23 protein-coding genes are annotated in these 23,453 nt (G+C 62.7%); 7 read left to right on the plus strand and 16 right to left on the minus strand.

Translation table 11 applies throughout. The features are described 5' to 3' along the window. Window positions 1–6 precede the first annotated feature (6 nt). The 6 genes from fdnG to EPD66_RS03830 form a co-directional block, all read right to left on the minus strand. The gene (gene fdnG, locus EPD66_RS03805; protein WP_142847158.1) at window positions 7–3,078 is read right to left on the minus strand and encodes a formate dehydrogenase-N subunit alpha; all 3,072 of its coding nucleotides are present in this window, start codon (window positions 3,076–3,078) and stop codon (window positions 7–9) included. 191 nt (window positions 3,079–3,269) lie between these two features. Next, window positions 3,270–4,361 (minus strand): molybdenum ABC transporter ATP-binding protein, encoded by a 1,092-nt coding sequence (gene modC / locus EPD66_RS03810; protein WP_142847159.1) that lies wholly within the window; start codon window positions 4,359–4,361, stop codon window positions 3,270–3,272. Next, a complete protein-coding gene (modB, locus tag EPD66_RS03815) occupies window positions 4,358–5,029 on the minus strand; it encodes a molybdate ABC transporter permease subunit (protein WP_142847160.1) in 672 nt (223 codons plus the stop codon). The genes modC and modB overlap by 4 nt, the downstream gene beginning before the upstream one ends. Window positions 5,030–5,072: 43 nt before the next feature. Then, window positions 5,073–5,816, minus strand: coding sequence for a molybdate ABC transporter substrate-binding protein (modA, locus tag EPD66_RS03820; protein WP_142847161.1), 744 nt, complete (start codon window positions 5,814–5,816; stop codon window positions 5,073–5,075). Window positions 5,817–5,827: 11 nt separating this feature from the next. After that, the gene (locus EPD66_RS03825) at window positions 5,828–6,631 is read right to left on the minus strand and encodes a TOBE domain-containing protein (protein ID WP_142847162.1); all 804 of its coding nucleotides are present in this window, start codon (window positions 6,629–6,631) and stop codon (window positions 5,828–5,830) included. Between the two features lie 337 nt (window positions 6,632–6,968). Beyond that, window positions 6,969–7,868 carry a LysR family transcriptional regulator gene (locus EPD66_RS03830; protein WP_142847163.1) on the minus strand — a complete coding sequence of 300 codons (900 nt, stop codon included), beginning with the start codon at window positions 7,866–7,868 and terminating at the stop codon, window positions 6,969–6,971. A 105-nt stretch (window positions 7,869–7,973) separates the two neighbouring features. Between EPD66_RS03830 and EPD66_RS03835 the strand changes: the two genes are divergently transcribed. Genes EPD66_RS03835 through EPD66_RS03845 form a run of 3 tightly spaced genes read left to right on the plus strand, consistent with a single transcriptional unit; the run spans window position 7,974 to window position 11,051 of the window. Further along, window positions 7,974–9,155, plus strand: a complete 1,182-nt coding sequence (locus EPD66_RS03835; protein WP_142847164.1) for an MFS transporter — start codon at window positions 7,974–7,976, stop codon at window positions 9,153–9,155. Window positions 9,156–9,204: 49 nt separating this feature from the next. Next, window positions 9,205–10,194, plus strand: a complete 990-nt coding sequence (locus tag EPD66_RS03840) for an LLM class oxidoreductase (protein WP_185961240.1) — start codon at window positions 9,205–9,207, stop codon at window positions 10,192–10,194. Between the two features lie 32 nt (window positions 10,195–10,226). After that, entirely contained in the window at window positions 10,227–11,051 is an 825-nt protein-coding gene (locus EPD66_RS03845; RefSeq protein ID WP_142847165.1) for an aldo/keto reductase, read from the plus strand. 193 nt (window positions 11,052–11,244) lie between these two features. On the opposite strand, the gene EPD66_RS03850 is transcribed toward EPD66_RS03845, so the two are convergent. Genes EPD66_RS03850 through EPD66_RS03880 form a run of 7 tightly spaced genes read right to left on the minus strand, consistent with a single transcriptional unit; the run spans window position 11,245 to window position 17,063 of the window. Next, window positions 11,245–12,000: an Asp/Glu/hydantoin racemase gene (locus EPD66_RS03850; protein WP_142847166.1), complete on the minus strand. Its 756-nt coding sequence runs from the start codon at window positions 11,998–12,000 to the stop codon at window positions 11,245–11,247. Between the two features lie 16 nt (window positions 12,001–12,016). After that, the gene (locus tag EPD66_RS03855; RefSeq protein WP_185961241.1) at window positions 12,017–12,769 is read right to left on the minus strand and encodes an SDR family NAD(P)-dependent oxidoreductase; all 753 of its coding nucleotides are present in this window, start codon (window positions 12,767–12,769) and stop codon (window positions 12,017–12,019) included. Between the two features lie 5 nt (window positions 12,770–12,774). Beyond that, on the minus strand, window positions 12,775–13,701 hold the full coding sequence (locus EPD66_RS03860; RefSeq protein WP_142847168.1) for an NAD(P)-dependent oxidoreductase: 927 nt from the start codon (window positions 13,699–13,701) through the stop codon (window positions 12,775–12,777). Between the two features lie 2 nt (window positions 13,702–13,703). Beyond that, complete coding sequence (locus EPD66_RS03865; protein WP_142847169.1) at window positions 13,704–14,984, minus strand: TRAP transporter large permease; 1,281 nt, start codon at window positions 14,982–14,984, stop codon at window positions 13,704–13,706. Then, a complete protein-coding gene (locus EPD66_RS03870) occupies window positions 14,981–15,556 on the minus strand; it encodes a TRAP transporter small permease (protein WP_185961242.1) in 576 nt (191 codons plus the stop codon). The genes EPD66_RS03865 and EPD66_RS03870 overlap by 4 nt, the downstream gene beginning before the upstream one ends. Further along, window positions 15,543–16,544 (minus strand): TRAP transporter substrate-binding protein, encoded by a 1,002-nt coding sequence (locus EPD66_RS03875; RefSeq protein ID WP_142847171.1) that lies wholly within the window; start codon window positions 16,542–16,544, stop codon window positions 15,543–15,545. The genes EPD66_RS03870 and EPD66_RS03875 overlap by 14 nt, the downstream gene beginning before the upstream one ends. A 42-nt stretch (window positions 16,545–16,586) precedes the next feature. Then, complete coding sequence (locus tag EPD66_RS03880) at window positions 16,587–17,063, minus strand: GAF domain-containing protein (RefSeq protein ID WP_142847172.1); 477 nt, start codon at window positions 17,061–17,063, stop codon at window positions 16,587–16,589. Window positions 17,064–17,343: 280 nt separating this feature from the next. On the opposite strand from EPD66_RS03880, the gene EPD66_RS03885 reads away from it, so the two are divergent. Genes EPD66_RS03885 through EPD66_RS03895 form a run of 3 tightly spaced genes read left to right on the plus strand, consistent with a single transcriptional unit; the run spans window position 17,344 to window position 19,581 of the window. Next, window positions 17,344–18,225, plus strand: coding sequence for a polysaccharide deacetylase (locus EPD66_RS03885; protein WP_142847173.1), 882 nt, complete (start codon window positions 17,344–17,346; stop codon window positions 18,223–18,225). Between the two features lie 34 nt (window positions 18,226–18,259). Beyond that, entirely contained in the window at window positions 18,260–18,544 is a 285-nt protein-coding gene (locus EPD66_RS03890; RefSeq protein WP_221930869.1) for a hypothetical protein, read from the plus strand. Beyond that, window positions 18,541–19,581 carry a GTP-binding protein gene (locus EPD66_RS03895; protein WP_142847175.1) on the plus strand — a complete coding sequence of 347 codons (1,041 nt, stop codon included), beginning with the start codon at window positions 18,541–18,543 and terminating at the stop codon, window positions 19,579–19,581. The genes EPD66_RS03890 and EPD66_RS03895 overlap by 4 nt, the downstream gene beginning before the upstream one ends. Window positions 19,582–19,716: 135 nt before the next feature. Here the strand turns inward: EPD66_RS03895 and EPD66_RS03900 are convergent, their stop codons facing one another. The 3 genes from EPD66_RS03900 to EPD66_RS03910 form a co-directional block, all read right to left on the minus strand. After that, window positions 19,717–20,424, minus strand: coding sequence for a FadR/GntR family transcriptional regulator (locus EPD66_RS03900; RefSeq protein WP_221930870.1), 708 nt, complete (start codon window positions 20,422–20,424; stop codon window positions 19,717–19,719). Window positions 20,425–20,539: 115 nt separating this feature from the next. Then, window positions 20,540–21,604: a tartrate dehydrogenase gene (locus EPD66_RS03905; protein WP_142847358.1), complete on the minus strand. Its 1,065-nt coding sequence runs from the start codon at window positions 21,602–21,604 to the stop codon at window positions 20,540–20,542. 29 nt (window positions 21,605–21,633) lie between these two features. Beyond that, the gene (locus EPD66_RS03910) at window positions 21,634–22,614 is read right to left on the minus strand and encodes an asparaginase (protein ID WP_142847177.1); all 981 of its coding nucleotides are present in this window, start codon (window positions 22,612–22,614) and stop codon (window positions 21,634–21,636) included. A 289-nt stretch (window positions 22,615–22,903) separates the two neighbouring features. Between EPD66_RS03910 and EPD66_RS03915 the strand changes: the two genes are divergently transcribed. Next, the gene (locus tag EPD66_RS03915; protein ID WP_142847178.1) at window positions 22,904–23,449 is read left to right on the plus strand and encodes a TRAP transporter small permease; all 546 of its coding nucleotides are present in this window, start codon (window positions 22,904–22,906) and stop codon (window positions 23,447–23,449) included. Window positions 23,450–23,453 lie beyond the last annotated feature (4 nt).

Raw genomic sequence — 23,453 nt, forward strand, 5'->3', positions numbered from 1 at the left:
TCCTCCCTAGACCATCGGGTTGATGCGCTTGATGTTCACCAGGAACGCCTTGTATTCGGGCGTTTCGGTGTTGGCATCGCCGACATAGGGGGTGAGCTGGTTGGCGCCGAATCCCTTCTTGGTGGCCCCGATGAAGCCCCAGTGGATGGGAATGCCGACCACATGCACCGGCTTGCCGTCGCAGATGAGCGGACGGATGCGCTTGGTCACCACCGCCTTGGCCTGAATCCGGGCACGGTTGGAGGAGACCTCCACCCAGTCACCGGCCGCGATCCCCTTCTCCCTGGCCAGCTGTTCCGAGATTTCCACGAACAGTTCCGGCTGCAGGATGGCATTCATCCGCGCATGCTTGGTCCAGTAGTGGAAATGCTCGACCAGCCGATAGGTCGTGGCGACATAGGGATAGTCCTCGGACGTGCCGAACACTTCCATGTCCCCGTTGAACACCCGCGCCACCGGATTGGACTGCACCGGTCCGAACGGATTGGCCACGGGGGATTCGAAGGGTTCGTAATGCTCGGGGAACGGCCCCTCGCGCATCATGCCCCGCGTGAACAGGCGCGCCGTTCCCTCGGGATTCATGATGAAGGGCCCGGTCGCCCGGGTGGTCGGGTCGATGGTTGCGCCGAAGTCAGGAACGTCGATGCCGACCCACTGGCTGCCGTTCCACTCGATGACCTTCTTCCTGTTGCTCCAGGGCCTGCCCTGCGGATCGGCCGAGGCGCGGTTGTAGAGGATGCGGCGGTTGGCCGGCCAGGCATAGCCCCAATTGGGATGGATGCCCATGCCGCTGGGGTCCGAGGGATCCCGGCGCATGGTCAGGTTGCCGCGTTCGCTGTAGCAGCCCGAATAGATCCAGTTGGCCGAGGCCGTGCTGCCGTCGTCCCGCAGCTGGCCGAACAGGTCGAGCAATTCGCCCGCCTTCTTGACCGGCGGCTTGGTGGGATCGTTCGGATCGGTCAGGTCGACCAGCGCCTTGCCGTTGATTTCCCGCAGCAGCTCGTCCGGCGACGGCCGGGCCGGATTGCGGTAGTCCCAGGACAGATTCATGATCGGGTCCGGGAACGCCCCGCCTTCCTTGGCGTAGAGGTCCTTCAGGCGCAGGAACAGGTCCGCCATGATCTGGATGTCGGTCCGTGCCTGGCCCGGCGGTTCCGCCGCCTTCCAGTGCCACTGGATGACGCGGCTGGAATTGGTGAAGGTCCCCTCTTCCTCGGCGAAGCAGTTGGTCGGCAGCAGGAAGACCTCGGTAGCGATCTCCGAGGGATCGGCATCGTTGATATCGCCATGATTCTCGAAGAAATGGGCCGTCTCGGTGTGGAGCGGGTCCATCACCACCAGGAATTTCAGCTTGGACAGGCCGTTGATGAGCTTCTTGCGGTTGGGCACGCTCAGCAGCGGATTGAAGCCCTGGCAGATGAAGCCGTTCATCTTGCCCTGGAACATCATCTCGAACTGTCGCAGCGTGTCGAGGTTGACGTCCACCTTCGGCATCCAGTCATAGCCGAACTGGTTCTCGGGCGTCGCGTTCCTGCCATACATGGCCTTCAGGAAGCTGACATAGAACTTCCCGTAATTCTGCCAGTAGGACATCTGGTCCGGGAGCATCTCCTTGAAGGCCCGGGTCTTCAGATAATCCTCCAACGTCGGTTCCGACGTCTTCGGCATCGCCATGTAGCCGGGCACCGAATTCGAGAACAGGCCGAAATCGGTGATCCCCTGGACGTTGGAATGGCCGCGCAGGGCATTGATGCCGCCGCCGGGCACGCCGACATTGCCCAGCAACAGCTGGATGATGGCGATGTTGCGGATATTCTGCGAGCCCTTGGAATGCTGCGTCCATCCCAGCGCGTAAAGCGCGGTCAGGCTGCGGGAACTGGAGGCCGTGCTGGCGATCAGTTCGCAGGCCTGCTGGAACAGGTGCTGAGGCGTGCCGCAGGTCCGCTCCACCATCTCGGGCGTGTAGCGGGCATAATGGGCCTTGAGCAGGTTGAAGACACAGCGCGGATGCCGCAAGCTGGGATCGACCCGCACATTCCCTTCCGAATCGAACTCGTACTCCCAGCTCGAACGGTCGTAATCCCGCTTCTCGGCGTCATAGCCGGTGAACAGGCCGTCCTGGAAGCCGAAATCCGCCCGCACCACGTAGGCCGCATTGGTATAGGCCTTGACGTAGTCGTGGAAGATCTTGTCGTTGGACAACAGGTAATTGATGACACCGCCCAGGAAGGCGATATCGGAACCCGGCCGCAAGGGCATGTAGAGGTCGGACACGGCAGCCGTGCGCGTGAACCGGGGGTCCACCACGATCAGCTTGGCGCCGTTATTGGCCTTGGCCTCGGTCACCCATTTGAAGCCGCAGGTATGCGCCTCGGCGGCATTGCCGCCCATAACCAGCACGACATCGGCATTCTTGATGTCGTTCCACCCGTTGGTCATCGCACCACGCCCAAAACTTGGAGCCAAACTGGCCACCGTGGGGGCGTGTCAGATACGGGCCTGGTTATCGAGGGCGACCATCCCCAAAGAGCGGACGGCCTTGTAGGTCAGCCATCCCGTTTCGTTGGTCGTCGCGCAACCGGCCAGGAAGCCGGTGGTCGCCCAGGCATTCAGCGTCTTGCCGTCCTCGGTGACGGCCTGGAAATTGGCGTCGCGGTCTTCCTTCATCAGGCGCGTGATGCGGTCCATGACGAAGTCCCAGCTGACCGGCTTGAAGCCTGCCTCGCCGGGGGCGCGGTACATGGGTTCCTTCACCCGTGTCTCGGAATGGATGAAATCGAGCAAGGCCGCACCCTTCGGGCACAGCGAGCCGCGATTCACCGGATGGTCCGGATCCCCCTCGACATGCACGATCTCGGCCTTGGTATTCTTCGCCCCGTCGCCGGTCGTGTGGATGATGACCCCGCAGCTGACCGAACAATACGGACAGGTGTTTCGGGTTTCGGTGGTTCGCGCCAGCTTGTAGGGCCGAACCTCGGCGGCAACCGCCTCGAGAGTTCCGAATCCTAGAAGGCTGGCGGTCGTTCCGGCGACGGCGCTGCCGCTCAGCCGGAAGAACTCACGCCTGGTGATTGTCACGTTTCCCTCCCAATCGCTTTTCGAGAGCGCGAACAAAACGTCTCTGCCCTCACCTTATCGCCGTTACATTTGCGTGTAAATGTGCATGAAAACCATTATAGGGAAAATATGCATATCTATGCATAAATATGCGCACGAATGGAGTGAGGACGACAAGGCCCGTAGGAAGGAGGGGGACAGCCGGACCCGGCCTACAAGGAACGGTCGACCAGGGCCACGCCCTTGATCTGGGCATAGACCGTCTCGCCGGGCTGGAAGGCCAGATCCATCCAGGACTTTCGAGTGATCCGGGCGAGCAGCCGCGCCCCCGCCCCGTCGGGACCGAGGCGGACCAGGACATTCATCTGGTGCTCTCCCAAGGGCTCGGCCGAAAGGATGCGGACGGCAAGGCTGTTGATGATGGTCGAGCCTTGCGGGGCCGAACGGCTGAGACTGACATCGGAAGAAAGAATGCGCAGCCGGTGCGCGCTGCCCACCGGGCCCAGATTGGCGGGGACGAGCAGCGTGGCGCCATGGACGGCCAGGGTGGAGAGCCCCCAGGCGGGGTCATAGCCCTCCATCCGGGCATTCAGGGCCACGGCGGCTTCGGGCATCCCGGCCAGGGGCAAGGCCGGATCGGCCAGCAGGTCTTCCAGCGGCCCCGCCGCCTTGACCCTGCCGCTCTCCATCAGCACCAGATGATCGGCCAGCCGCTCGACCTCGGAGATGTCGTGGCTGACATAGAGGACGGGAATGGACAACGAGGAATGCAGCCGCTCCAGATAGGGCAGGATGTCGTCCTTGCTGAAACGGTCCAGCGCCGAGAGGGGCTCGTCCATCAGCAGCAGGCGCGGCTGGGACAGCAGGGCCCGGCCGATGGCCACGCGCTGGCGCTCGCCGCCGGACAGGACGGAAGCGGGCCTGTCGAGAAGCCGGGACAGGCCCAGCAAGGCGACGACGTCATCGAAGAGGATGCGCGGCGTCTCGTTCTTCGTGCGGTGCAGGCCGAACCGCAGATTGCCGGTCACGGAAAGATGCGGGAAAAGGCTGGCTTCCTGGAACACATAGCCGATGGGCCGTTTATGCGGAGGGATGAAGCGGCGCCCCTGCTGCCAGACTTCCCCCTCGACGGACAGGAAGCCTTCCTTCATGCGGTTGAGACCGGCGATGCAGCGCAGCACCGTAGTCTTGCCGCATCCCGACGGACCGAACAGGGCGGTCACGCCCTTGGCCGGGACGTTGAAGGCGGTGTCCAGGGTAAAGCCGCCCTGCCCTCCGGCGAAGCGGGCATCGATGACGCTCATGCCCGCCCCCATCCGGCACGCCGCCGCGCCAAGCCTTTTTCCGCCAGCATCATCAGCAGGATCACGGCGAAGGAGAAGACCAGCATTCCCGCCGACAAAAGATGCGCCTTGTCCCATTGCAGCGATTCCACATAGTCGAAGATGGCGATCGACAGGACCTTGGTTTCCCCGGGAATGCTGCCGCCGATCATCAGGACGACGCCGAACTCGCCGATGGTATGGGCGAAGCCCAGTACCGCGCCGGTCAGGAAACCGGGACTGGCCAGGGGAACGGCGACGGTGAAGAAGGTATCGAGCGGCGAGGCCCGCAGGGTCGCGGCCACTTCCAGGGGCCGCTCGCCGAAGGCCTCGAAGGCGTTGCGGATGGGCTGGACGACGAAGGGCAAGGAATAGATCACCGAGCCGATCACCAGCCCCTCGAAGCTGAAGGCCAGGCCGCGTCCGCCGAGAAGGGTGGAGAGCAGGCTGTCGGGGCTCATCACCACCAGCAGGTAGAAGCCCAGCACCGTCGGCGGCAGCACGATCGGCAGGGCGACGATGGCCGCGACGATCTCCTTCCACCATGCCTTGGTGCGGGCCAGCCACCAGGCCAGCGGCGTCCCCACGACCAGCAGCACCAGCGTACTGATGGTCGCCAGCTTGAGAGTCAGCCAGACGATCTCGCCCATGTCAGCCCCCTGGTCGTCATTCGCCCCGTCTTCCCTTTTCCCCTCACTCGGTGCCGTAGCCGTATTTCCGGATGATCTCCAGGGCCGCTGGGCTTTTCAGGAAGTCGAGGAAGGCCCTGGCCGCCTTGTTGTCCTCGCCTTTCTTCAGCAGGACGGCATCCTGGCGGATCGGCGTGTAGAGGTCTTCCGGCACCAGCCATTTCGATCCCTTGTCCTCGAGCGCGATCTGGGCCAGGGCGACGAAGCCCACAGGGGCATTACCGGTGGCGATGAATTGATGGGCCTGGGTGATGTTGCTGCCCTGCACGATCCTGGAGTCCAGTTTCTCGTAGAGCCCCATATTCTTCATCGCCTCGACGGCAGCGGCGCCATAGGGCGCGGTGACGGGATTGGCGATGGCCACCCGGGCGATGTCGTCCCGTTCCAGCACCTTGCCCTCCCCGTCGATCAGGGAGGGATCGGCGCTCCACAGGACCAGCTTGCCGATGGCATAGGTGAAGACGCTGCCGGGAACGCCATAGCCTTCCGCCTCGGCCAGGCTGGGACGTTCGTCATCGGCGGCGAGGAAGACCTCGAAAGGCGCCCCTTGCGTGATCTGGGTATAGAATTGTCCGGTCGCCCCGAAGCTGAATTTGGCGCTATGGCCGGTCTCGGCTTGGAAACGCTCGCCGATCTCGCTGGCGGCGGCGGTGAAATTGGCCGCCACGGCAACCAGGGTTTCACCGGCCTGGGCTGCCGGGGCGGCGGCCAGGAAAACAAGGGCAAGAAGCGCCTTGGTCGTCTTCATCGTCTTTCCCCTTATTCCACGGCCAGAATGATATGCGAGGCCTTGATCAGGGCGCAGGCCCGGTCCCCCTGTTCGAGGCCGAGTTCCATGGCGCTTTCCTTGGTGACGATGGCCGAGATGGTTTTGCCGCCGCCGATATCGAGGGTGAACTCGCTGTTGACGGCCCCATCCTCGCGCCGTGTCACGGTGCCGCACAGGCGGTTGCGGGCCGAGGTTCGGCCGACCTCGTCCTCGCGCGCCAGGATGACGAAGCTGGACTTGATCAGCGCCAGGGCTTCCTTGCCGGGCACCAATTCGAGGTCCTTGACACTTTCCCGGGTGATGATGACCGACAAGGTCGTTTCGCCGGGCAGGGTCAGCAGGACTTCGGCATTGACGGCACCTTCAACGATCTTGTCGACGACGCCTCGCAGGACGTTACGGGCACTGGTCTTCATCAGGAACCCCCATAGGATGGTATTGAGAGACGGCAGGTCGGGATTTTCCAGGCGACGCTCCAACCCGGCCAGGAACCGGGCCATTTCCTCCTGCACATAACGGAAGGCGGCAATCACCTGTTCCCCCTCGGGCGTGACCACGGCACCGCCGCCATTCCGGCCGCCGGGACTGCCGACCACCAGCGGCCGGTCGAACAAGTTATTGACGGCGGCTACGGCATCCCATGCCGCCTTGTAGGTGATGCCCACGGCCCGACCAGCCGCCGAGATGGAGCCGTGATCCCGGATCGCCTCCAGCAGGCGGATGCGATCGGCACCGACACGGGTCACTCCCCCGTCACGCAGTGAAAAAACCGGATCGAGACTGGGCCGGGCCATACATCCTCCACGCTATATACAGGACCTACATAACGCTGCGCGCAAAACGCAGCCGGTTGCAAAGCAACCCCTATGCCAACATCGTAAGCCTTTGACTCGACAGGATCTTGTCGAGGACCAGGGCCTTTTCCCTCTGTCGGGTTCCCGACAGAACCGACACGGCCCGGTCGCGAATCCTCCCCTGTCCGGATCATACCAAGGGCGTTCGCCTCTTCCTTGACAGAACCGCTATATCAGACTGGACATAGCGTCGCAATATCCATTCGAATACAGCGCTAGACCTTTCGATGGTCCCGCCGCGCGAAGGCGAAATGAACCGGCAGAAGCGGGGAAGGAGCTATTGCAGCAAGGCGCGCAAGCGTGGCGTCATGAAATCGAGGAAGGCCTGCACCCGGCGGGGGGCGCGCTCGCGTCCGATATAGATGGCGTGGATTTCCTCGCTGTCGGCCATGGAATCGTCCAGCACCGTGACCAGGCGGCCTGCCGCCAGGTCGGCCCTCACATGGAATTCCGCCAGCCGCGCCAGCCCCAGGCCCAGCACGGCGAGATGGCGGACGGTCTCGCCGTTATTGGCTTCGATCCGGCCCCGGACCTCGCGGTCCACCAGACGCCCGCCGCTCTTCAACGGCCAGACGGCGGCGGCCCTGCGGAAGTTGAAACCCAGGCAATCGTGGTTTTCCAGGTCGGCGACGCTTTGGGGGATGCCCTTGCGGGCGAGATAATCGGGCGAGGCCACGATCCGGCGGCGCACATCGCCCAGGCGAACCGCCAGCAGCGCCGAATCGTGCAGCTTTCCCGTGCGGAAAGCGATATCGGCACGGGCGGCATACAGGTCCACCACCTCGTCGGTCAGCGTCAGGTCCAGCCGGATGCCGGGATAGGCCTCGGTGAAGGCGGGAAGCAGCGGCAGGATGCAATGCCGCCCGAAAGGCACCGAAACATTGATGCGGATCACGCCGGTGGGGGAACGGGCGCCGCCGGCGATATCGGCATCCAGCGCATCCAGCTCGTTCAGCAGGATCTCGGCACGTTCGCGATAGGCCTCGCCTTCGGCGGTCAGGCGCAGGCGCCGGGTCGAGCGTTCGATCAGGCGCACCCCCAAACGCTCCTCGATCCGGCTGATCAGCTTGGCGGTCGAGGACGGCGTCATCCCCAGGTCACGGCCCGCCGCACTGAAGCTGCCGCGGGCCGTGACGCGGAGAAAGACCTTCATTTCCCAGGCACGTGCGTCACTCATGGCATCACTTTGTCATTGGAGGACAAAATCATAGGAAACCGGAAGGTATTCCCGCAATCCTGTTTCTGCTCCATCTGTTGCGCCTGCACAGTTGGAGTTTCTTTCATGCCCCTCGCCTTGCTGGCGCTGGCCATCAGCGCCTATGCGATCGGAACCACGGAATTCGTGATCGTCGGCCTGCTGCCCACCGTCGCGGCGGATCTCGACGTCACCCTGCCCCTCGCCGGGCTGGTGGTCAGCGTCTATGCCCTGGGCGTCACCTTCGGTGCCCCCGTCCTGACGGCCCTGACGGGACGGCTGCCGCGCAAGCCGCTGCTGCTCGGCCTGATGGGCATCTTCATCGCCGGTCACCTGCTGTCGGGATTCAGCCCCAATTACGAAACGCTGCTGGCCTCTCGGGTGATCAGCGCCTTCGCCCATGGCGTCTTCTTCTCCGTCGGCGCCACCATCGCCGCCGACCTGGTGCCGCAGGACAAGCGCGCCTCGGCCATTGCCATGATGTTCTCGGGCCTGACCATCGCCATCGTCACCGGCGTGCCCCTGGGCACCTGGATCGGCCAGACCTATGGCTGGCGCGCCACCTTCCTGGCCGTTTCGCTGCTGGGCGTGATCGGGGCCGCGGGCATCGCCGCCCTGGTGCCGCGCAAGCTCAGCCAGCCGCCCGCCGCCAGCCTCCGTGATCAGGTCAAGGTGCTGGGGCAGAAGCGCCTGCTATTGGCCTTCACCATCACCGCCCTGGGCTATGGCGGCACCTTCGTCGCCTTCACCTATCTGGCGCCGATCCTGGAGACGATCACCGGCTTTTCCAGCAGCTCCGTCAGCCTTGTTCTGGTGCTCTACGGCGCCGCCATCGCCGTGGGCAACATGGTCGGCGGCAAGGTCGCCAACCGCGACCCGGTGCGGGCCCTGGCCTGGCTGTTCGGCTTGCAGGCGCTGGTGCTGATCGTCTTCACCTTCACCGCCGGAGCCAAGATCCCCGCGCTGGTCACGCTGGCGGGCATGGGCGCGCTGGCCTTCGCCAATGTGCCGGGGCTTCAGCTCTATGTGGTCCAGCTGGCCCAGCGCCATACCCCCGGTGCGGTGGATGTCGCCTCCGCCATGAATATCGCCGCCTTCAATCTCGGCATCGCCGCCGGCGCCTTCTTCGGCGGCCAGGTGGTGGCCTCTCCCCTGGGGCTGGAGGCGACGCCCTGGGTCGGCGGGCTGTTCGTCCTGGGGGCCCTGGGCCTGACCTTGTGGAGCGGCGCGCTCGACCGGCGCGAAAGCCCTGCCCTGCAGGCGGCTTGACGATCCGCCACCGGGCCCGATTTCCAGACAAGCAGAAGAGGAGGCGACCGTGACGACATCTTCGCACCGCCCATCCGCGCTGGACCTGATCCGGCGGCCGCACGGAATGACCTTCGGGATCGAGCTGCCGCTCGACAACGACTGGTCGCCCGACGGCGAGGAAAAACGGAAGGCCGAAGGACGCCCCTTTGGCGTGCCGGACCTGACCCGTTATGCCGACCTCGTCCGGCAGGTGGACCGCTCGGGCTTCGCCGCCGTCTGGATGCGCGACGTCCCGGTCTTCGATCCGGTGAATTTCGGCGATGCGGGCTCGGTCTACGACCCCTTCGTCAATCTGGGCTATCTGGCCGGAATCACCGAGAATGTGGCACTGGGCACGGCGGCCATCGTCCTTCCGCTGCGCCATCCCATGATGGTGGCCAAGGCCGCCGCCTCCGCCGATCACCTGTCCGGCGGGCGGGTGATCCTGGGCGTCGCCACCGGGGACCGGCCGGTGGAATTCCCGCTGCTGGGGATCGATTTCGAAAAACGCGGCGAGACCTTCCGCGAGTCCGTCGCCTATCTGCGCGCCGCCTGCCAGCAGGACGGCCTGCCGCTGGAGGATGGCGGCCGCGAACCGGCCTACGACCTGCTGCCCAAGCCCAGGCAGGCCACGATCCCGCTGATCATCGCGGGACAGGGCAGGCAGAGCCCGGACTGGATCGCCGAGAATATGGACGGCCGCTTCGTCTATCCCGGCAACATCGAACGCCTGATGTCGCAGGCCCAGGACTGGCGCGCAGCGCGGAAGGAAAAAGGGCTGGGGATGGGTGCCTTCATCACCGCCTTCCATCTCGACCTCGCCGCCGATCCCGACGAACCGCCGACACCACGCCGTTTCGGCGCGCGGATCGGCCGCAACCCATTTCTCCGTCACCTCGACCGGCTGAAAGCCATCGGGGTCGATCACCTGGCGCTCTTGCTGCGCCCCTCGCAACGGCCACTCGACGAGGTCATCGACGAATTGGCCCGCGAGGTCCTGCCTCACTTCGCTTCCTGATCATCCTTCCCGAGAGAGAGAAAGGCCGCAAAATGCATAAAGTCTCCGCCAATGGCGCCAGCATCCCCGCCTTGGGTTTCGGCACCTTCCGCATGGACGAACCCAGCGTCCTGCGCATGGTCCCGCATGTCCTGAAGCTGGGCTATCGCCATATCGACACCGCCCAGATCTACGGCAATGAAGCCGCCGTGGGCGAAGGCATCGCCTCTTCCGGCGTGGCCCGGGGCGACATCTTCCTCACCACCAAGGTCTGGGTCGACAAGTACCGCCACGACGCCTTCCTGCGCTCGGTCGACGAGAGCCTGAAGAAGCTGAAGACCGATTACGTCGACCTGCTGCTGTTGCATTGGCCCAATGAAGACGTGCCGCTGGCCGAGCAGATCGGGGCACTGAACGAGGTCAAGGCGGCGGGCAAGGTGCGCCATATCGGCGTCAGCAATTTCAGCCGGAGCCTGCTGGCCGAGGCGATCCGCCTCAGCGACGCGCCCATCGTCACCAACCAGATCGAGTATCATCCCTATCTCGACCAGTCGGCGATGATCGAGGCGGCGCGTCAGGCGGGCCTGTCCATCACCGCCTATTACGCCATGGCCGACGGCAAGGTCTTCGCCGATCCGGTGCTGAAGGATTTCGGCGCGCGCCACGGCAAGAGCGTCTCGCAGATCGTGCTGCGCTGGGTCATCCAGCAGCAGGATCTGGTGGTGCTGTCGAAGACGGTGGGCGAAGAACGCGCGGCGGAGAATTTCGCCATCTTCGACTTCACCCTGTCGGAAGAGGAAATGGCCCGGATCCACGGCCTCGCCAAACCCGACGGCCGCATCCTCAACCCGGCCGGCCTGGCCCCGGTCTGGGACTGAAACATGATGCAGTAAATCTGCATCATGCTTTAAGTTTGTATATTTGCCTTCGTCGAGCGCACGCCTCCGGGCGCTTGGCCGCGGCCTCGACGGCCGCATGTCGCAACCTGCGTCACATATGACGCAGGTTGCGCTATCCCCAAAAAAGCAAAGGGCGCCTGCATGCTGCAGCTGGCGCCCTTGCGCATTTCCGTTAAGCGCCGCGCAGCAATCGGCCCCAGCCTTCGATTCGAGGTTCAATCCCCACCATCCGGCAGCCCTTCCAGAAGGTGACGGCGATGGAGTCGATGATGGGCTTGCCCAATTCCCGCTCCATCTCCTCCACCAGCGAAGTCGCCGGAAAATTGGTGCAGACGACGGCGATGCATTCGGCCTCTGGCGAGTCGGCGTCACGCAGGACCTGGCGCACGGCCTCGAAATCGTTGTTGCCGACCTCCGTATTGACCGACTGGCCGAGGCAAGCCTGCGACACCGTCTCGATGCCGGCCTTCCGATAAACCTGGACGATCTGCTGCGTCAGGTCCTGGGTGTAGGGCACAGCCATGCCGATCTTCGTGAAGCCGAAATGCTTGAACGATTCGTGGAAAGCAAGAGTCGAGGTCGAAGCCGCGATGCCGGTGCGTTCAGTGATGCGCTTGCACAGCTCTTCATCCCGGTCCAGGCCAAGCCAGCTTGCGGAGGTACCGTTCCACACCAGCGCGTCCATCGGGGCATCGGCCAGCAATTCCGCCGCGTTCAGCATCGGTTCGAAATCGAATTGGCTGGAACTGGACGAATCCAACGTCATCTGCCGCACACGCAGCCGGGCGAAATGATGCGAGACCTGTTTCGTCAGATCGGCATTCATCAAGGCCGTCAGCGGCTCGAGAGCCGTGTTCGAGGACGGCGTGATATGCCCGACCTTCTTCAGATCCTTGAGGGACCGAATGTCAAACGAGGGGTGCGACACGCTTCTTCTCCTTTGATTATTCCAGAATCCAGCCGCCATCGACGACGAGGGTATGCCCGGTGATGTAGCCGGCTGCTTCCGACGCAAGAAACAGGGCGGCATTCGCGACGTCGCTCCCCTCGCCATAACGCTTGAGAGGTGTCCGCTTCAGCCCTGCCTCGTATTCCACGGGATCGGCCAGAATGTGACGGTTGAGGCTGGTGATGGTCTTGCCGGGCGCGATGCAATTGACCCGGATACCGAATTCGCCCCATTCCAGGGCGGCCGTCTTGGTGAATTGCGAGATCGCCGCCTTGGTCGAGGAATAGACGGACCGGTCGCGCGCGCCATTGAAGGCAAGCTGCGAGCCGATATTGATCACGCAGCCCTGCCGGCGCTCGATCATCCCCGCCCCCACCAGTCGGGTCAGGGCCATCGGCCCGACCAGATTGATGTCGATCACCTGCCGCAGATCTTCCCATTTCAGCTCGAGCAAGGGCTCCACCAGCAGGATCCCGGCATTGTTGACCAGTACGTCGACCATTCCCGCCGCCTGTGCCAGTTTCTCGACCGAGGCAATGTCCTTTTGATCGTAGACATGGGACAGGCAGGCGGAGCCGAGTTCACCGGCGAGATGTTCCAGCGCGGCTTCATTCCGGTCGGCGGCGATCACCGTCGCACCCTCGGCCGCGAAAGTGCGTGTGATGGCCTCGCCGATACCGCTCGCCGCACCGGTCACGAGAACCCGGCGACCGGTAAAATCTACCAATTCCCGGAAAGGCGTGGTCATGCCGCCTACGCCTTCAGAGCCACGGCAAAACGCGCGATCCCGTCGGCCAGGGAAATCTCCGGCACCCATCCCCAGCGCTCGCGGGCGCGGTCGATGGACAAGGCCGCGGTCTGGTAGTCGCCATGTGCCGCACCCTCGCCATAGGTGACGGAAAGCGGCCCCACTTGCCGGCGGATCATTTCGGCGACTTCGGCCATGCTCCATTCCGCTCCTGGCGCCACATTGGCCACCACGCAGCCCGGCTGCCTGTCGGAAACGGCCAGTTCGATGGCACGAACGACATCGTCGGCATAGACGAGCTGACGCGCCGTTTCCGGCTTGTCCCTGATGGCAACGGGTGAATTTTCCAGGGCCCCGGCGATCATGGCCCGCACCGGGCAATAGGTCGTCCGCGTGGGACCATAGACATGGGCGATACGCAGCATGGCCGCTGAGAGGCCGAATTCGGCTCCATAGCTGGTCACCAGCGCCTCGCAGGCAGCCTTGGTGGCGCCATACACATTGGCCGGAGCGAGCGGACGGTCCTCCTGCACCGGGGCCATCGGAACCGGCCCATAGGCCATGATGGTGGAACACTGGACAAGTCGGGGAATGCGGTGAAGCCGCATCACCTCCAGCAGGTTCATCGTCCCGTTGATGTTGATATCGGCCACCTGGGCAGGATTGTCGCGCATTACCATCGAGCCGGAAATGCCCCCGCCATGCACGACCACGTCGATCGGCGGAACGTTTTCCACGATCCGGTAGAGCCGATGCACGTCCCTCATATCGGCGGCTTCAACGCGAATATTCGGGTCGTCGAAGTGATGAGGGACGAGATCGATGCCCGAGACCTTGTGACCGGAAGAGGCAAGACGCGACGCCAGGCTGCGGCCCAACATGCCGGAAATGCCGGTGATGAGGATATGCAGGGGTTCTGAAGGGGAGTGCATCGTCAATATCCAAGCATTCGGGGAAGAGTCGTCACAAGCGCCGGCCAGAACATGCAGAGCGCAAGGAAGCCGAATTGCAGGACGACATAGGGCCAGATGCCCGAAACGATCTGCCCGATGGAAAGGCGCGTGATACCGGAAATCACGAAGAGCAGAACGCCGATGGGCGGCGTGATCGAACCAATCACGATGTTCAGCACGAACAGGAAGCCGAAATGCAGCGGGTCCAGGCCGTATTCAATGGCAAGCGGCGCGAACAGCGGCACCAGCATGATGAAGGCGGCATTGGCCTCGATGAACATCCCGACGATCGCCAGGATCACCATGACCAGCGTCAGCATGACGTATTTGTTCGCGGTCAAGGACCGCAGCAGGTCGGCCAGCGCCTGCGGGATCAGTTCGATGGTGAAGAGGAAGGTGATGGTCGAGGCGAAGGCGATCAGCGCACCGACGACGGCAGAGGTGACGCCGGCACGAAGCAAGACGCCCGGCAGGTCCTTCACTTTCAACTCGCGGGTGACCACGAAGCCGATAAACAAGGCATAAAGAACGGCGATCGCGCTTCCCTCGGTGGCGGTGAAGGCACCGCCGACGATGCCGCCCACGACCACCACCGGCATGAAGAGAATGACGAGGCCACGCCGGCATTCATGCAGGATGCGCCGGATGCTAATCGGCTCGCCGGTCGGGGGATAGTTCCTCCGCCATGCGACCCACGACACATAGGCCATCATGAGCAGGGCCAGGAGGATCCCGGGCAGCACGCCGGCCAAGAAAAGGGCACTGACGGAAACCGAGGAACCGGCCATGATCGCATAGACGATCATCCCCGCGCTGGGCGGAATGATCGGTCCGAGATTGGCCGAGGCGATCACCACGCTAGCGCTAAATTTCTTGTCGTAGGATTTATTGAGGCTGGGAATGATGGTCGAACCCAGCGCGCTTGCCGTGGCGATGGCGGTTCCCGACACCGCAGACAGGCCCATGGCGGAAAGGATGGTGACATGCGCCAAGCCTCCGCGCACCCGCCCGACCAGGCTGTTGGCCAGAGACACGATACGGGTCATGGCGCCGCCGGCCACCATCAATTCCCCGGCCAGGATGAAGAACGGGATCGCCATCAGGGGAAAGGAATCGACGGCGTACATCATGCGCTCGGGCAGGATGGACAGGTTCATGTCCCCGAACCACAGGCCGGCGAGCGAGGCCGCGCCGATGGCGAAGGCGAGAGGCATCCCCAGAAGCGCGAGGACGAAGAAAAGACAGATGGCGACAGCGATCATGGAGATGTACTCGCCTTAACGTCTTCTATCGGGGTGGAGGGAAGCTCCCCTCCCAGGGCCAGATCGAGGCTTTGCGCCGCGAAATGCAGCGAACAATGGAAGCCCGCCCACAAGACAGGAATGTAGAACCAGCCGCTGCTCACCGGCATCGACGAGAGGGTTTGGTCCCAGGTGGAAAGCGTCGCCTGCGTCCCGATCACCGTGACCACCATCATCAGAAAGATGCCGACGCAGTTCAAAGCGACGATAAGCCAGCGGCGGAGACGGACCGGCAGGAGCAATTGCAGGATGTCGATCCCGACATGGCTCTGCGTCTTCAGCGCAAGCGGTATGCCGAAGAAGATGACGGCGACGAAGCAGAGACGCGAAGCCTCCCATGCCCAATCGATAGAAGAATCGAAGAAGTAGCGCAGGATGACCTGAGCGGAAACGATGGCAACCAGCAACGCCAGCGTAAGGATGACGACCAGCGATACCGCCCGATCCACGAGGTCGAGGGCGCCGAGGAAAAAACGTCCTGCGGCAAAAGCTGCCGCAGGACGCTTGGCATCACGATCTTCAGTTCGTCGCAACACCGGCCTCCCTGAGGACCTGATCGACGAAGTCCGTGCCGAGACGCTGGCGCGTTTCCTCGACGATTTCCCGGGTACGTTCGCGCATCGCGTCACGGAATTCGTCGGAAACGGGCGTAAATGTCACCCCCTTGGCCTGCAGCTCTTCCAGCGCCTTCGCGTTCGCCTCGCCGTTATAGGCGCGCTGCCAGGTGATCGCCTCGGCCATCGCGCTGCGGATCGCCTCCTGGTGTTCCGGCTTCAGCTTCTCGAAGAGATCCTTGTTCGCCAGATAAACGACGTAGTCGTAGAAATGCCCGGTATCGGAAAGATGCCCCTGCACTTCCTCGAAGCGGTTGGTCAGGATGATGCTGTAGGGATTCTCCTGGCCGTCCATCACGCGCTGCTGAAGAGCGGAAAAGAGTTCGGCGATATCAAGAGGCGCGGGGCTCGCGCCCAAGGCGCGGAAGGTGCGCAGATGCACTTCGTTCGGCTGCATCCGGATCTTCAGGCCGTTGAAATCCTCGATTGAGGTCAAGGCGCGGCGGGAATTGCTGACATGGCGGGCACCAAGATCCCCCCATCCCAGGACGGTGACACCCCGCTCCTCGAATTTCTCGGCCAGAATATCCCCGATCGGACCGTCAACCACCTGGAAGGCCTTCTCGGGATCCGGCAGGACGAAGGGCAGACCCAGCGCTTCGAGTTCCGGCACCACCCGGGTCCAGAAGGAAGGACCGGACCAGGACATGAAGATCGACCCGCGGCGGACCTGGTCGACCTGCTGTTCCGCCCCGCCCAACTGGTTCGAGGGGAAGAGATCGACACGAACCTCACCATTCGTCTTCTCGGCGACCGCGTCGCGGAAACGCTCCATCGCCAGGCTGCTGGAATGACCCGGCTGGAAGCTTCCGGAAGCGCGGAGGGTCACTTCCTGGGCAAAGGCCGCGCCGCTCATTCCCGCGACGGTCAGGACAAGCGCGGCAGCCGCGTTCAACATCGTCTTCATTCGATCTTTCCTTCGTCTAGTCTGCTTCGGTATGCGGCCGGCTCAGATCCCGGCACCATCCAGGAGCGCGTGGATCTTTTCGACGGCCTGGCGAAGATGCGAGACTTCCATCTCCGACCATTGCCGCGTCGAACGGTTCTCATGCACGGAAACCCAGCCCATCAGTTCCTTCTCCCGAACGATGGGGCCGAGCATCTGTGCCTGGACGCCGTAGATCTCGATCAGGGCCTGCGGCGGAGCGGGATCGGCATCGCGGCAGGACGGCTGAACCAGATAGTCGTGATGCTCGGCCATCCACCGCACCGTATTGAGGCCGCGCTGGTCCAGGGCGGTCTCGCCCGACAAGGGACGGACCCCCGCCATCCGGGCCTCCCCGGCAGGATCATCCACCTGGAAAGAGAATTGCGGCAGGTCGATCCGCAAGGTCGTGCGGCTGGCGCCGACCTGTTCCAGCAGATCCGCAAGCACTATGTTGAACGCAGTGCGGAGATCCTCTGCACCTAAGGACGTTTCGGCCATCAATCCCCCTGAGTGTCTGGAAATGTCACCGGACCGGCTATACCACCTGGGCCTACCACCCCAATCCGGTCTGACCAGATTTTATTAGGGCACGTCGAATGTTACTCCGTCAAGAAAGAATATACCAAATATGTCTGATGTTTTTTTGTGCATAGTGCCATTTTTTTAGGTTTCTCGCATATTTGACATTCGACACCGCTTAACCTAGCCTTAGTCCGGTCAGACCACGAGGCACGACGCCCGCATGTGACGGGACGTCTGAAATAGCGGGAGACTGAAATTGACGAAGAAGATCCTCTGCGCCTTCGGCGTTGACGTTGATGCCGTTGCCGGCTGGCTCGGCTCGTATGGCGGCGAAGATTCACCCTTGGACATTTCGCGCGGGATGTTTGCCGGGGAAGTGGGCGCGCCGCGCCTTCTGAAGATGTTCGAACGCTGGGGCATCCGCACGACATGGTTCATGCCCGGCCATTCAATCGAGACCTTTCCCGACCAGATGAAGGCCGTCGCTGATGCCGGGCACGAAGTCGGCATCCACGGCTATTCCCACGAAAATCCCATCGCCATGACCCTCGACCAGGAACGCGCCGTCCTGGACCGTTCGATCGAACTGGTCGAGAAGCTGTCAGGGCGCAGGCCGACCGGCTATGTCGCGCCATGGTGGGAATTCAGCGAGAACACGGCCCAGCTTCTGCTCGATCGGGGCATCAAATACGATCACAGCCTGATGCATAACGATTTCCACCCCTACTATGTCAGGGTGGGCGATTCCTGGACCAAGATCGATTATTCCAAGCCCGCCGCCGAATGGATGAAACCCTTGGTGCGCGGCACGCAGACTTCCCTCATCGAAATCCCGGCCAGCTGGTATCTCGACGACTTGCCGCCGATGATGTTCATCAAGGCCGCCCCCAACAGCCACGGCTTCGTCAATCCCCGTCAGATCGAGGAAATCTGGCGCGACCAGTTCGACTGGGTATACCGGGAACACGACTATGCCGTGGTGACCTTCACCATCCATCCCGACGTGTCCGGCCGCCCTCAGGTCCTTCTGATGCTGGAACGCCTGTACCAGCACATGATCAGCCACGAAGGCGTCTCCTTCCACACCTTCGACGAAATCGCCGACGATTTCAGCCGGCGCCAGCCATTCACGGGGTAAGAAATTGTGCGGTCTTTGCGGCACCTTGGGAGGCATGGCCCACTGGTCTGACGAAAGCCATGCCGGATCGGAAACCCTGCGGCGCCACCGTCTCCGCAGGCTCGCCATTCTCAACCGCGTTCTCGCCCCGCAAGGGTTGAAAGCGACGGAAGCGGGACAGGGAGGTTTCCTCCTTCAGAACCGGACGGGGCGAAGCGCCATCGTCACCGATCTCACCGGCCTGTGGCAGGCCGCGGAGACGCTGACCGGCCATGCCCCGGATCCTCTCAATCCCCGTTTCATGCCCCCGCCGGACGAGGAAAGGAACCCGCCGCAATGACCGCAGACCATATCCCGGTCAATATCCTGAGCGGCTTCCTCGGCAGCGGCAAGACCAGCCTGCTGAGGGGCCTTGTCTCCTCTCCGGCCCTGGCCAAGGCGGCGGTTATCATCAACGAGTTCGGCGAACTCGGCCTCGATCATTATCTGGTGGAAAGCGTGGAGGAGGACATGATCCTCCTCCAGAACGGATGCATCTGCTGCAATATCAGGGAAGACCTGGGCCAGGCGCTGCGGCAATTGCACGAGCGCAGGATGGAGGGAACGATCCCACCCTTCGACCGTGTCGTCATCGAAACCACGGGACTGGCCGATCCCGTTCCGGTCCTGGCGACGCTCCGTCACGATCCCATTGCCCGCCATCATTTCCGCGCGGGAAACGTGATCGTGACGGTCGATGCGGTCAATTATCCGCGCCATCTCTCCGATTCGCCGGAAGCCGCGAAGCAGATCGCCGTCGCGGACCGCCTGGTCGTCACCAAGCGCGACCTGCTGGCACAGCCTTCCTCGGATGCCGAGACGATCGCCCTCAGGCAGTTGAACGGCGTCGCGCCGATCATCGACATCACCCAGGCCGATGCCGCCACCTTGTTCGCCCAGGATGCCTTCGATCCCGAAACGCGGCAGCAGGAAGTGGCTGCCTGGCTGGCCTCGGAAGAGGCGGATCATCACGATCACGCCGGTCATGGCCATCATGCCCATGACCATGGCCGCCAGCATAGCGATCTTCACGACAGCGTGCAGACCGTCTCGGTGATCAGCGAGACGCCGATCGACTGGGCGGCCTTTGGCATCTGGCTGTCCATGCTTTTGCATCGCCATGGCGACAAGGTGCTGCGGGTGAAGGGCATCCTGAATGTCAGGGGCGCGGAAACGCCAGTCGTCATCAACGGCGTGCAGCATCTGATCCATCCCCCCGTCCACCTCGAGTCCTGGCCGGAAGGGGATCGTCGCTCCAAGCTGGTGTTCATTGCGCGGGGTATCGAAGCGGAAAGCTTGCGCCAATCCCTGCTGCGGTTTGGCGGCATCAAGGGCTAAGGGGCTTGCCCATGCTTTGAGACGGCCCTTCGGGCCTCCTCAGCACGAGGTCTAAGTCACTGATGGATGGGAGAAACTAGCCTTGCCCCCGAGACGCCGCGCCAGCGGCGTCTCGAAGGATGGGGCGAAGCGGCGTCAGAACAGATGCTTGAGCTGGACGCCGATCCGCTCCGCCGCGCGCACCATATGCATCTGCATGTAATAGGCCGCCCCGTCGGGATCGCGCCGCATCAGTGCCTCGAGGATCTTGCCATGTTCCATCACCGGCTCCCACAGCCTTTGATGGCGGGAAAAAGGGAGGATCTGGCTCTGATGTATGACCTCGTGGAATTTCTCATAAAGATGAGAATAAACGCGGTTACGCGAATAGTTCATGATTGAACGGTGAAACGCATTGTCGTATTCGCCGCTGGCTACAAGGTCGAGCGTCTGTATGGCCGCTTTGTATTTCTCATGAATATGCTGAAGCTCGTTCAGTTCCGCATCCGTGATTTCCAGCGCGGCCATTCTGATCGCAGCGGCTTCGGTGAAATAACGGAACTCGTAGACTTCATTCACCTCGAAGAGGTTTGAATATCGCCATTCGTCGACAGCCTTCGTCTCGTTGCCGCCGTTATGCGTGACGAAAGTACCGCGCCCCGCTTCCGTCCGCACAAAGCCAAGCGCTTCGAGCATGGAGAGGGCCTCGCGTAGCGAAGCACGGCTAACATCCAACTCCTCGGCCAGGATGCGTTGAGCCGGGAGCTTCATTCCCGGCTCATAGACATTGCGGCGGATAAGATCCTGGATCGCCCTCACCGCCTTTTGCGGAACCAAGTCGTGTTCACCCTCGCCGCGCTTCATTCCGTATCCTGCTGTTGTCTGGCTCTTTTTCATCTTCAGCCATCGGGCGAAGATAAGAGGTGTTTTTCACTGCTGCAAGCGGCGGGAGTGAGGGCGTCCAGGATTCCCGTCAGACTTATCCCAGCGCCGCCGCGATGGCTTTCCCGCATTCGACAGTGGAGGCGCTGCCGCACATGTCGCGGGTCCGCAGACGCGGATCGGCAATGACGGTTTCGATCGCCTCGACGATGGCTGCGGCCGCCTCTCCATGCCCCAAATGCTCGAGCATCATCGCACCCGACCAAATCTGCCCGATGGGGTTGGCGATGCCTTTTCCGGCGATATCCGGCGCAGAGCCGTGGACCGGCTCGAACATCGAAGGCCAGTGACCCTCGGGGTTGATATTGCCCGAGGGGGCAAAGCCGATCGATCCGGCGATGGCCGGCCCGAGATCGGACAAGATATCCCCGAACAGGTTCGAGCCCACCACCACGTCGAACCAATCCGGATGCTGGACGAAATGCGCCGTCAGGATGTCGATATGAAACTGATCCGCCTTGATATCGGGATAGGCCGCCTTCATCACCTCGAAGCGTTCGTCCCAGAAGGGCATGGTGTGAATGATGCCATTGGACTTCGTCGCCGAGGTCACATGCCTGCCCCTCTTGCGGGCGAGTTCGAAGGCATAGCGGAGGATCCGGTCGACGCCGCGCCGGGTGAAGATCGATTCCTGGACGGCGATCTCATCTTCGCTGCCCCGATTCAGGCGGCCGCCGATTTCGGAATATTCCCCTTCATTGTTTTCCCGGACCACGAAGAAATCGATATCCGCGGCGGTCCGACCGGCCAGGGGCGAACTCACGCCCCGCAGAAGCCGCACGGGGCGGATATTCACATATTGCTGGAAACGGCGCCGGATCGGGATCAACAGGCCCCACAGCGAGACGTGATCGGGAACGCCGGGAAAACCGACGGCGCCGAGGAAAATGGCATCATGCCCGGCGATCTGCTCGAGGCCGTCCTCGGGCATCATCCGGCCATGGCGCGCATAATATTCGCAGCTCCAATCGTAATGGTCCCATTCGATGGAAATGCCGAATTTCGCCGCGGCGGCCTCGACAACACGAATTCCTTCCGGCACCACCTCAGTGCCGATACCGTCGCCAGGGATCACGGCGATCCGATACTGCTTCTTTCCCATACTCATATTTTTCGCCATTCCTGAAAAAATTACGCTGCCACACGCCCGAGTGCCTCGGCGAGAGGAGCTTCATCTCCTCCCTCTCCCAGCAACACCGACAAGAGAATCCGGGCCTTGATGCCGCTCAAGTCACCGGCGAACTGAGCGCCCGCCCGGGCCAGCCCGACCCCGCCGCTCAGGCCGTAGATCGGGGCGACGCGGCCACGCGGGCAGCGCGACGTCACCACCACGGCAACGCCGGCGGCGACGGCCCGCTTGACCCCTTCCAGAACATCGGGCGTCACATTGCCCCGGCCGAAGGCCTCGATGACGAGGCCGCGCGTGCCGCTGGCCAGCGCGCAATCGATGAAGCGACTGTCCGCACCCATGGCCAGCTTGATGATGTCGATGCGAGGTTCGATCGCGCTGCATTTGAACGACGCGCGCACCAGGGGGCGGCGATGAAGGACGACTTGCCCCTGATCCACCTCGCCCAATTTTCCATGCTCGGCCGACTGGAACGTGCCCAATTGGGAGGTATGGGTCTTGGTGACGTCGCGCGCGGCATGGATCTCCTGGTCAAAGACGACCAGAACGCCGATCCCGCGGGCAGCATCGCTCGCCGCGACCCTTATCGCGTCCAGCACGTTGCGTGGGCCGTCGGATTCCGGATCGTCAGCCGCCTTCTGCGCGCCGGTAAAGACAACCGGCTTGTCGCTGTCCAGTAGCAGGTCCGCCATATAGGCCGTTTCCTCCAGCGTATCCGTCCCGTGCGTGACCACCACGCCCGACACGGCATCGTCCGCAAGGAATTTGCCGATCGCCTGCACCAGCTCGAAGGCTTGGTTCAAGCTCATCATGTAGCTGCCGATACCGGCAAAATCGCTGGTCGTCACGGGGATCTCTGGAAGCCGCGAGGTCGCAAGTTCGCGGAAGAAATCACTGGAAGCGCCGACGGTGACTTCCTCTTGTTCCGGCTTATAGCGAGAGGCGATCGTCCCCCCCGTCGCTATGATCGCGACTTTCTTCATGGTTCTGGTTCCCCATTCGGCGTCCCGAAGACGCCTGATCCTGTTTCAATGCGCGATCCTTCCCGTCGGAAGGTCGCCAACTCCTTGCCATTAACGCACTTGGTCAGACCAGATCAACTGGAAAATTTCTCACACTTTCCCACAAAACCCCTGTATCCCAGAAAACAGGCGGGGAAATACGTCATATTTTAAAAATAAAGACTTGAAGACGTCAGAAAGCTGCGATCTTATCATACGATCCTGGTCAGACCAGATGCGCGCCCAGTTAGAGTAACGGGATGGGGGAGACATGGAGCAGAACCGAACAGAAGAACCGCTCAAGAGCAGGCCGACATGGGTCGTTCTGAGCGACAACCTCGAAGAGATCCTTGCGGCGGGTCTCTTGCTGATCGTCGGCTGCTCGATGGGATTGCAGATCATCCTGCGCACCCTCTTCAGCATGCCTCTCGGCTGGCCTGAAGAGCTCGCCCAGTTTCTTTTCATCTGGGCGTCCTTCTTCGGCGCCATCGGCGCCATCAAACGCATGGAACTGATCCGGGTCGAATATTTCTTCGCGCGGCTTCCCGGAAGCCTTCAAGTCCTGGTCCGCTTGCTCATCCTCATCGCCATCTGCGCCTTCCTCGCACTGCTGGGCTGGAAAGGGTGGCAGCTCGCCAACAGGACATCTTTTGCCGCGACGGCGCTTCCGATCACCTGGGCCTGGGCCTATAGCGCCATCCCGGCCTTCTCCGCCATCGCCGCCCTTCGGCTCCTGCAAGCAGGGCTGTTCGGATACCGGTTCTCCCGCATCGAACAGCATATCGGGCGCCCACGCGCCGTGCCGCCTCTCGGCTGAGCTC

It is taken from the genome of Telmatospirillum sp. J64-1 (genome assembly GCF_006980715.1).
GTDB classification, from domain to species: Bacteria; Pseudomonadota; Alphaproteobacteria; order Rhodospirillales; family Magnetospirillaceae; genus Oleiliquidispirillum; species Oleiliquidispirillum nitrogeniifigens.

Coding starts and splice junctions, on each gene's coding strand:
- modC (WP_142847159.1), bottom strand. CDS start 4,361: ATGAGCGTCATCGATGCCCGCTTCGCCGGAGGGCAGGGCGGCTTTACC.
- modB (WP_142847160.1), bottom strand. CDS start 5,029: ATGGGCGAGATCGTCTGGCTGACTCTCAAGCTGGCGACCATCAGTACG.
- modA (WP_142847161.1), bottom strand. CDS start 5,816: ATGAAGACGACCAAGGCGCTTCTTGCCCTTGTTTTCCTGGCCGCCGCC.
- EPD66_RS03825 (WP_142847162.1), bottom strand. CDS start 6,631: ATGGCCCGGCCCAGTCTCGATCCGGTTTTTTCACTGCGTGACGGGGGA.
- EPD66_RS03830 (WP_142847163.1), bottom strand. CDS start 7,868: ATGAGTGACGCACGTGCCTGGGAAATGAAGGTCTTTCTCCGCGTCACG.
- EPD66_RS03835 (WP_142847164.1), top strand. CDS start 7,974: ATGCCCCTCGCCTTGCTGGCGCTGGCCATCAGCGCCTATGCGATCGGA.
- EPD66_RS03845 (WP_142847165.1), top strand. CDS start 10,227: ATGCATAAAGTCTCCGCCAATGGCGCCAGCATCCCCGCCTTGGGTTTC.
- EPD66_RS03855 (WP_185961241.1), bottom strand. CDS start 12,769: ATGACCACGCCTTTCCGGGAATTGGTAGATTTTACCGGTCGCCGGGTT.
- EPD66_RS03860 (WP_142847168.1), bottom strand. CDS start 13,701: ATGCACTCCCCTTCAGAACCCCTGCATATCCTCATCACCGGCATTTCC.
- EPD66_RS03865 (WP_142847169.1), bottom strand. CDS start 14,984: ATGATCGCTGTCGCCATCTGTCTTTTCTTCGTCCTCGCGCTTCTGGGG.
- EPD66_RS03875 (WP_142847171.1), bottom strand. CDS start 16,544: ATGAAGACGATGTTGAACGCGGCTGCCGCGCTTGTCCTGACCGTCGCG.
- EPD66_RS03880 (WP_142847172.1), bottom strand. CDS start 17,063: ATGGCCGAAACGTCCTTAGGTGCAGAGGATCTCCGCACTGCGTTCAAC.
- EPD66_RS03890 (WP_221930869.1), top strand. CDS start 18,260: ATGGCCCACTGGTCTGACGAAAGCCATGCCGGATCGGAAACCCTGCGG.
- EPD66_RS03895 (WP_142847175.1), top strand. CDS start 18,541: ATGACCGCAGACCATATCCCGGTCAATATCCTGAGCGGCTTCCTCGGC.
- EPD66_RS03900 (WP_221930870.1), bottom strand. CDS start 20,424: ATGAAGCGCGGCGAGGGTGAACACGACTTGGTTCCGCAAAAGGCGGTG.
- EPD66_RS03905 (WP_142847358.1), bottom strand. CDS start 21,604: ATGGGAAAGAAGCAGTATCGGATCGCCGTGATCCCTGGCGACGGTATC.
- EPD66_RS03910 (WP_142847177.1), bottom strand. CDS start 22,614: ATGAAGAAAGTCGCGATCATAGCGACGGGGGGGACGATCGCCTCTCGC.
- EPD66_RS03915 (WP_142847178.1), top strand. CDS start 22,904: ATGGAGCAGAACCGAACAGAAGAACCGCTCAAGAGCAGGCCGACATGG.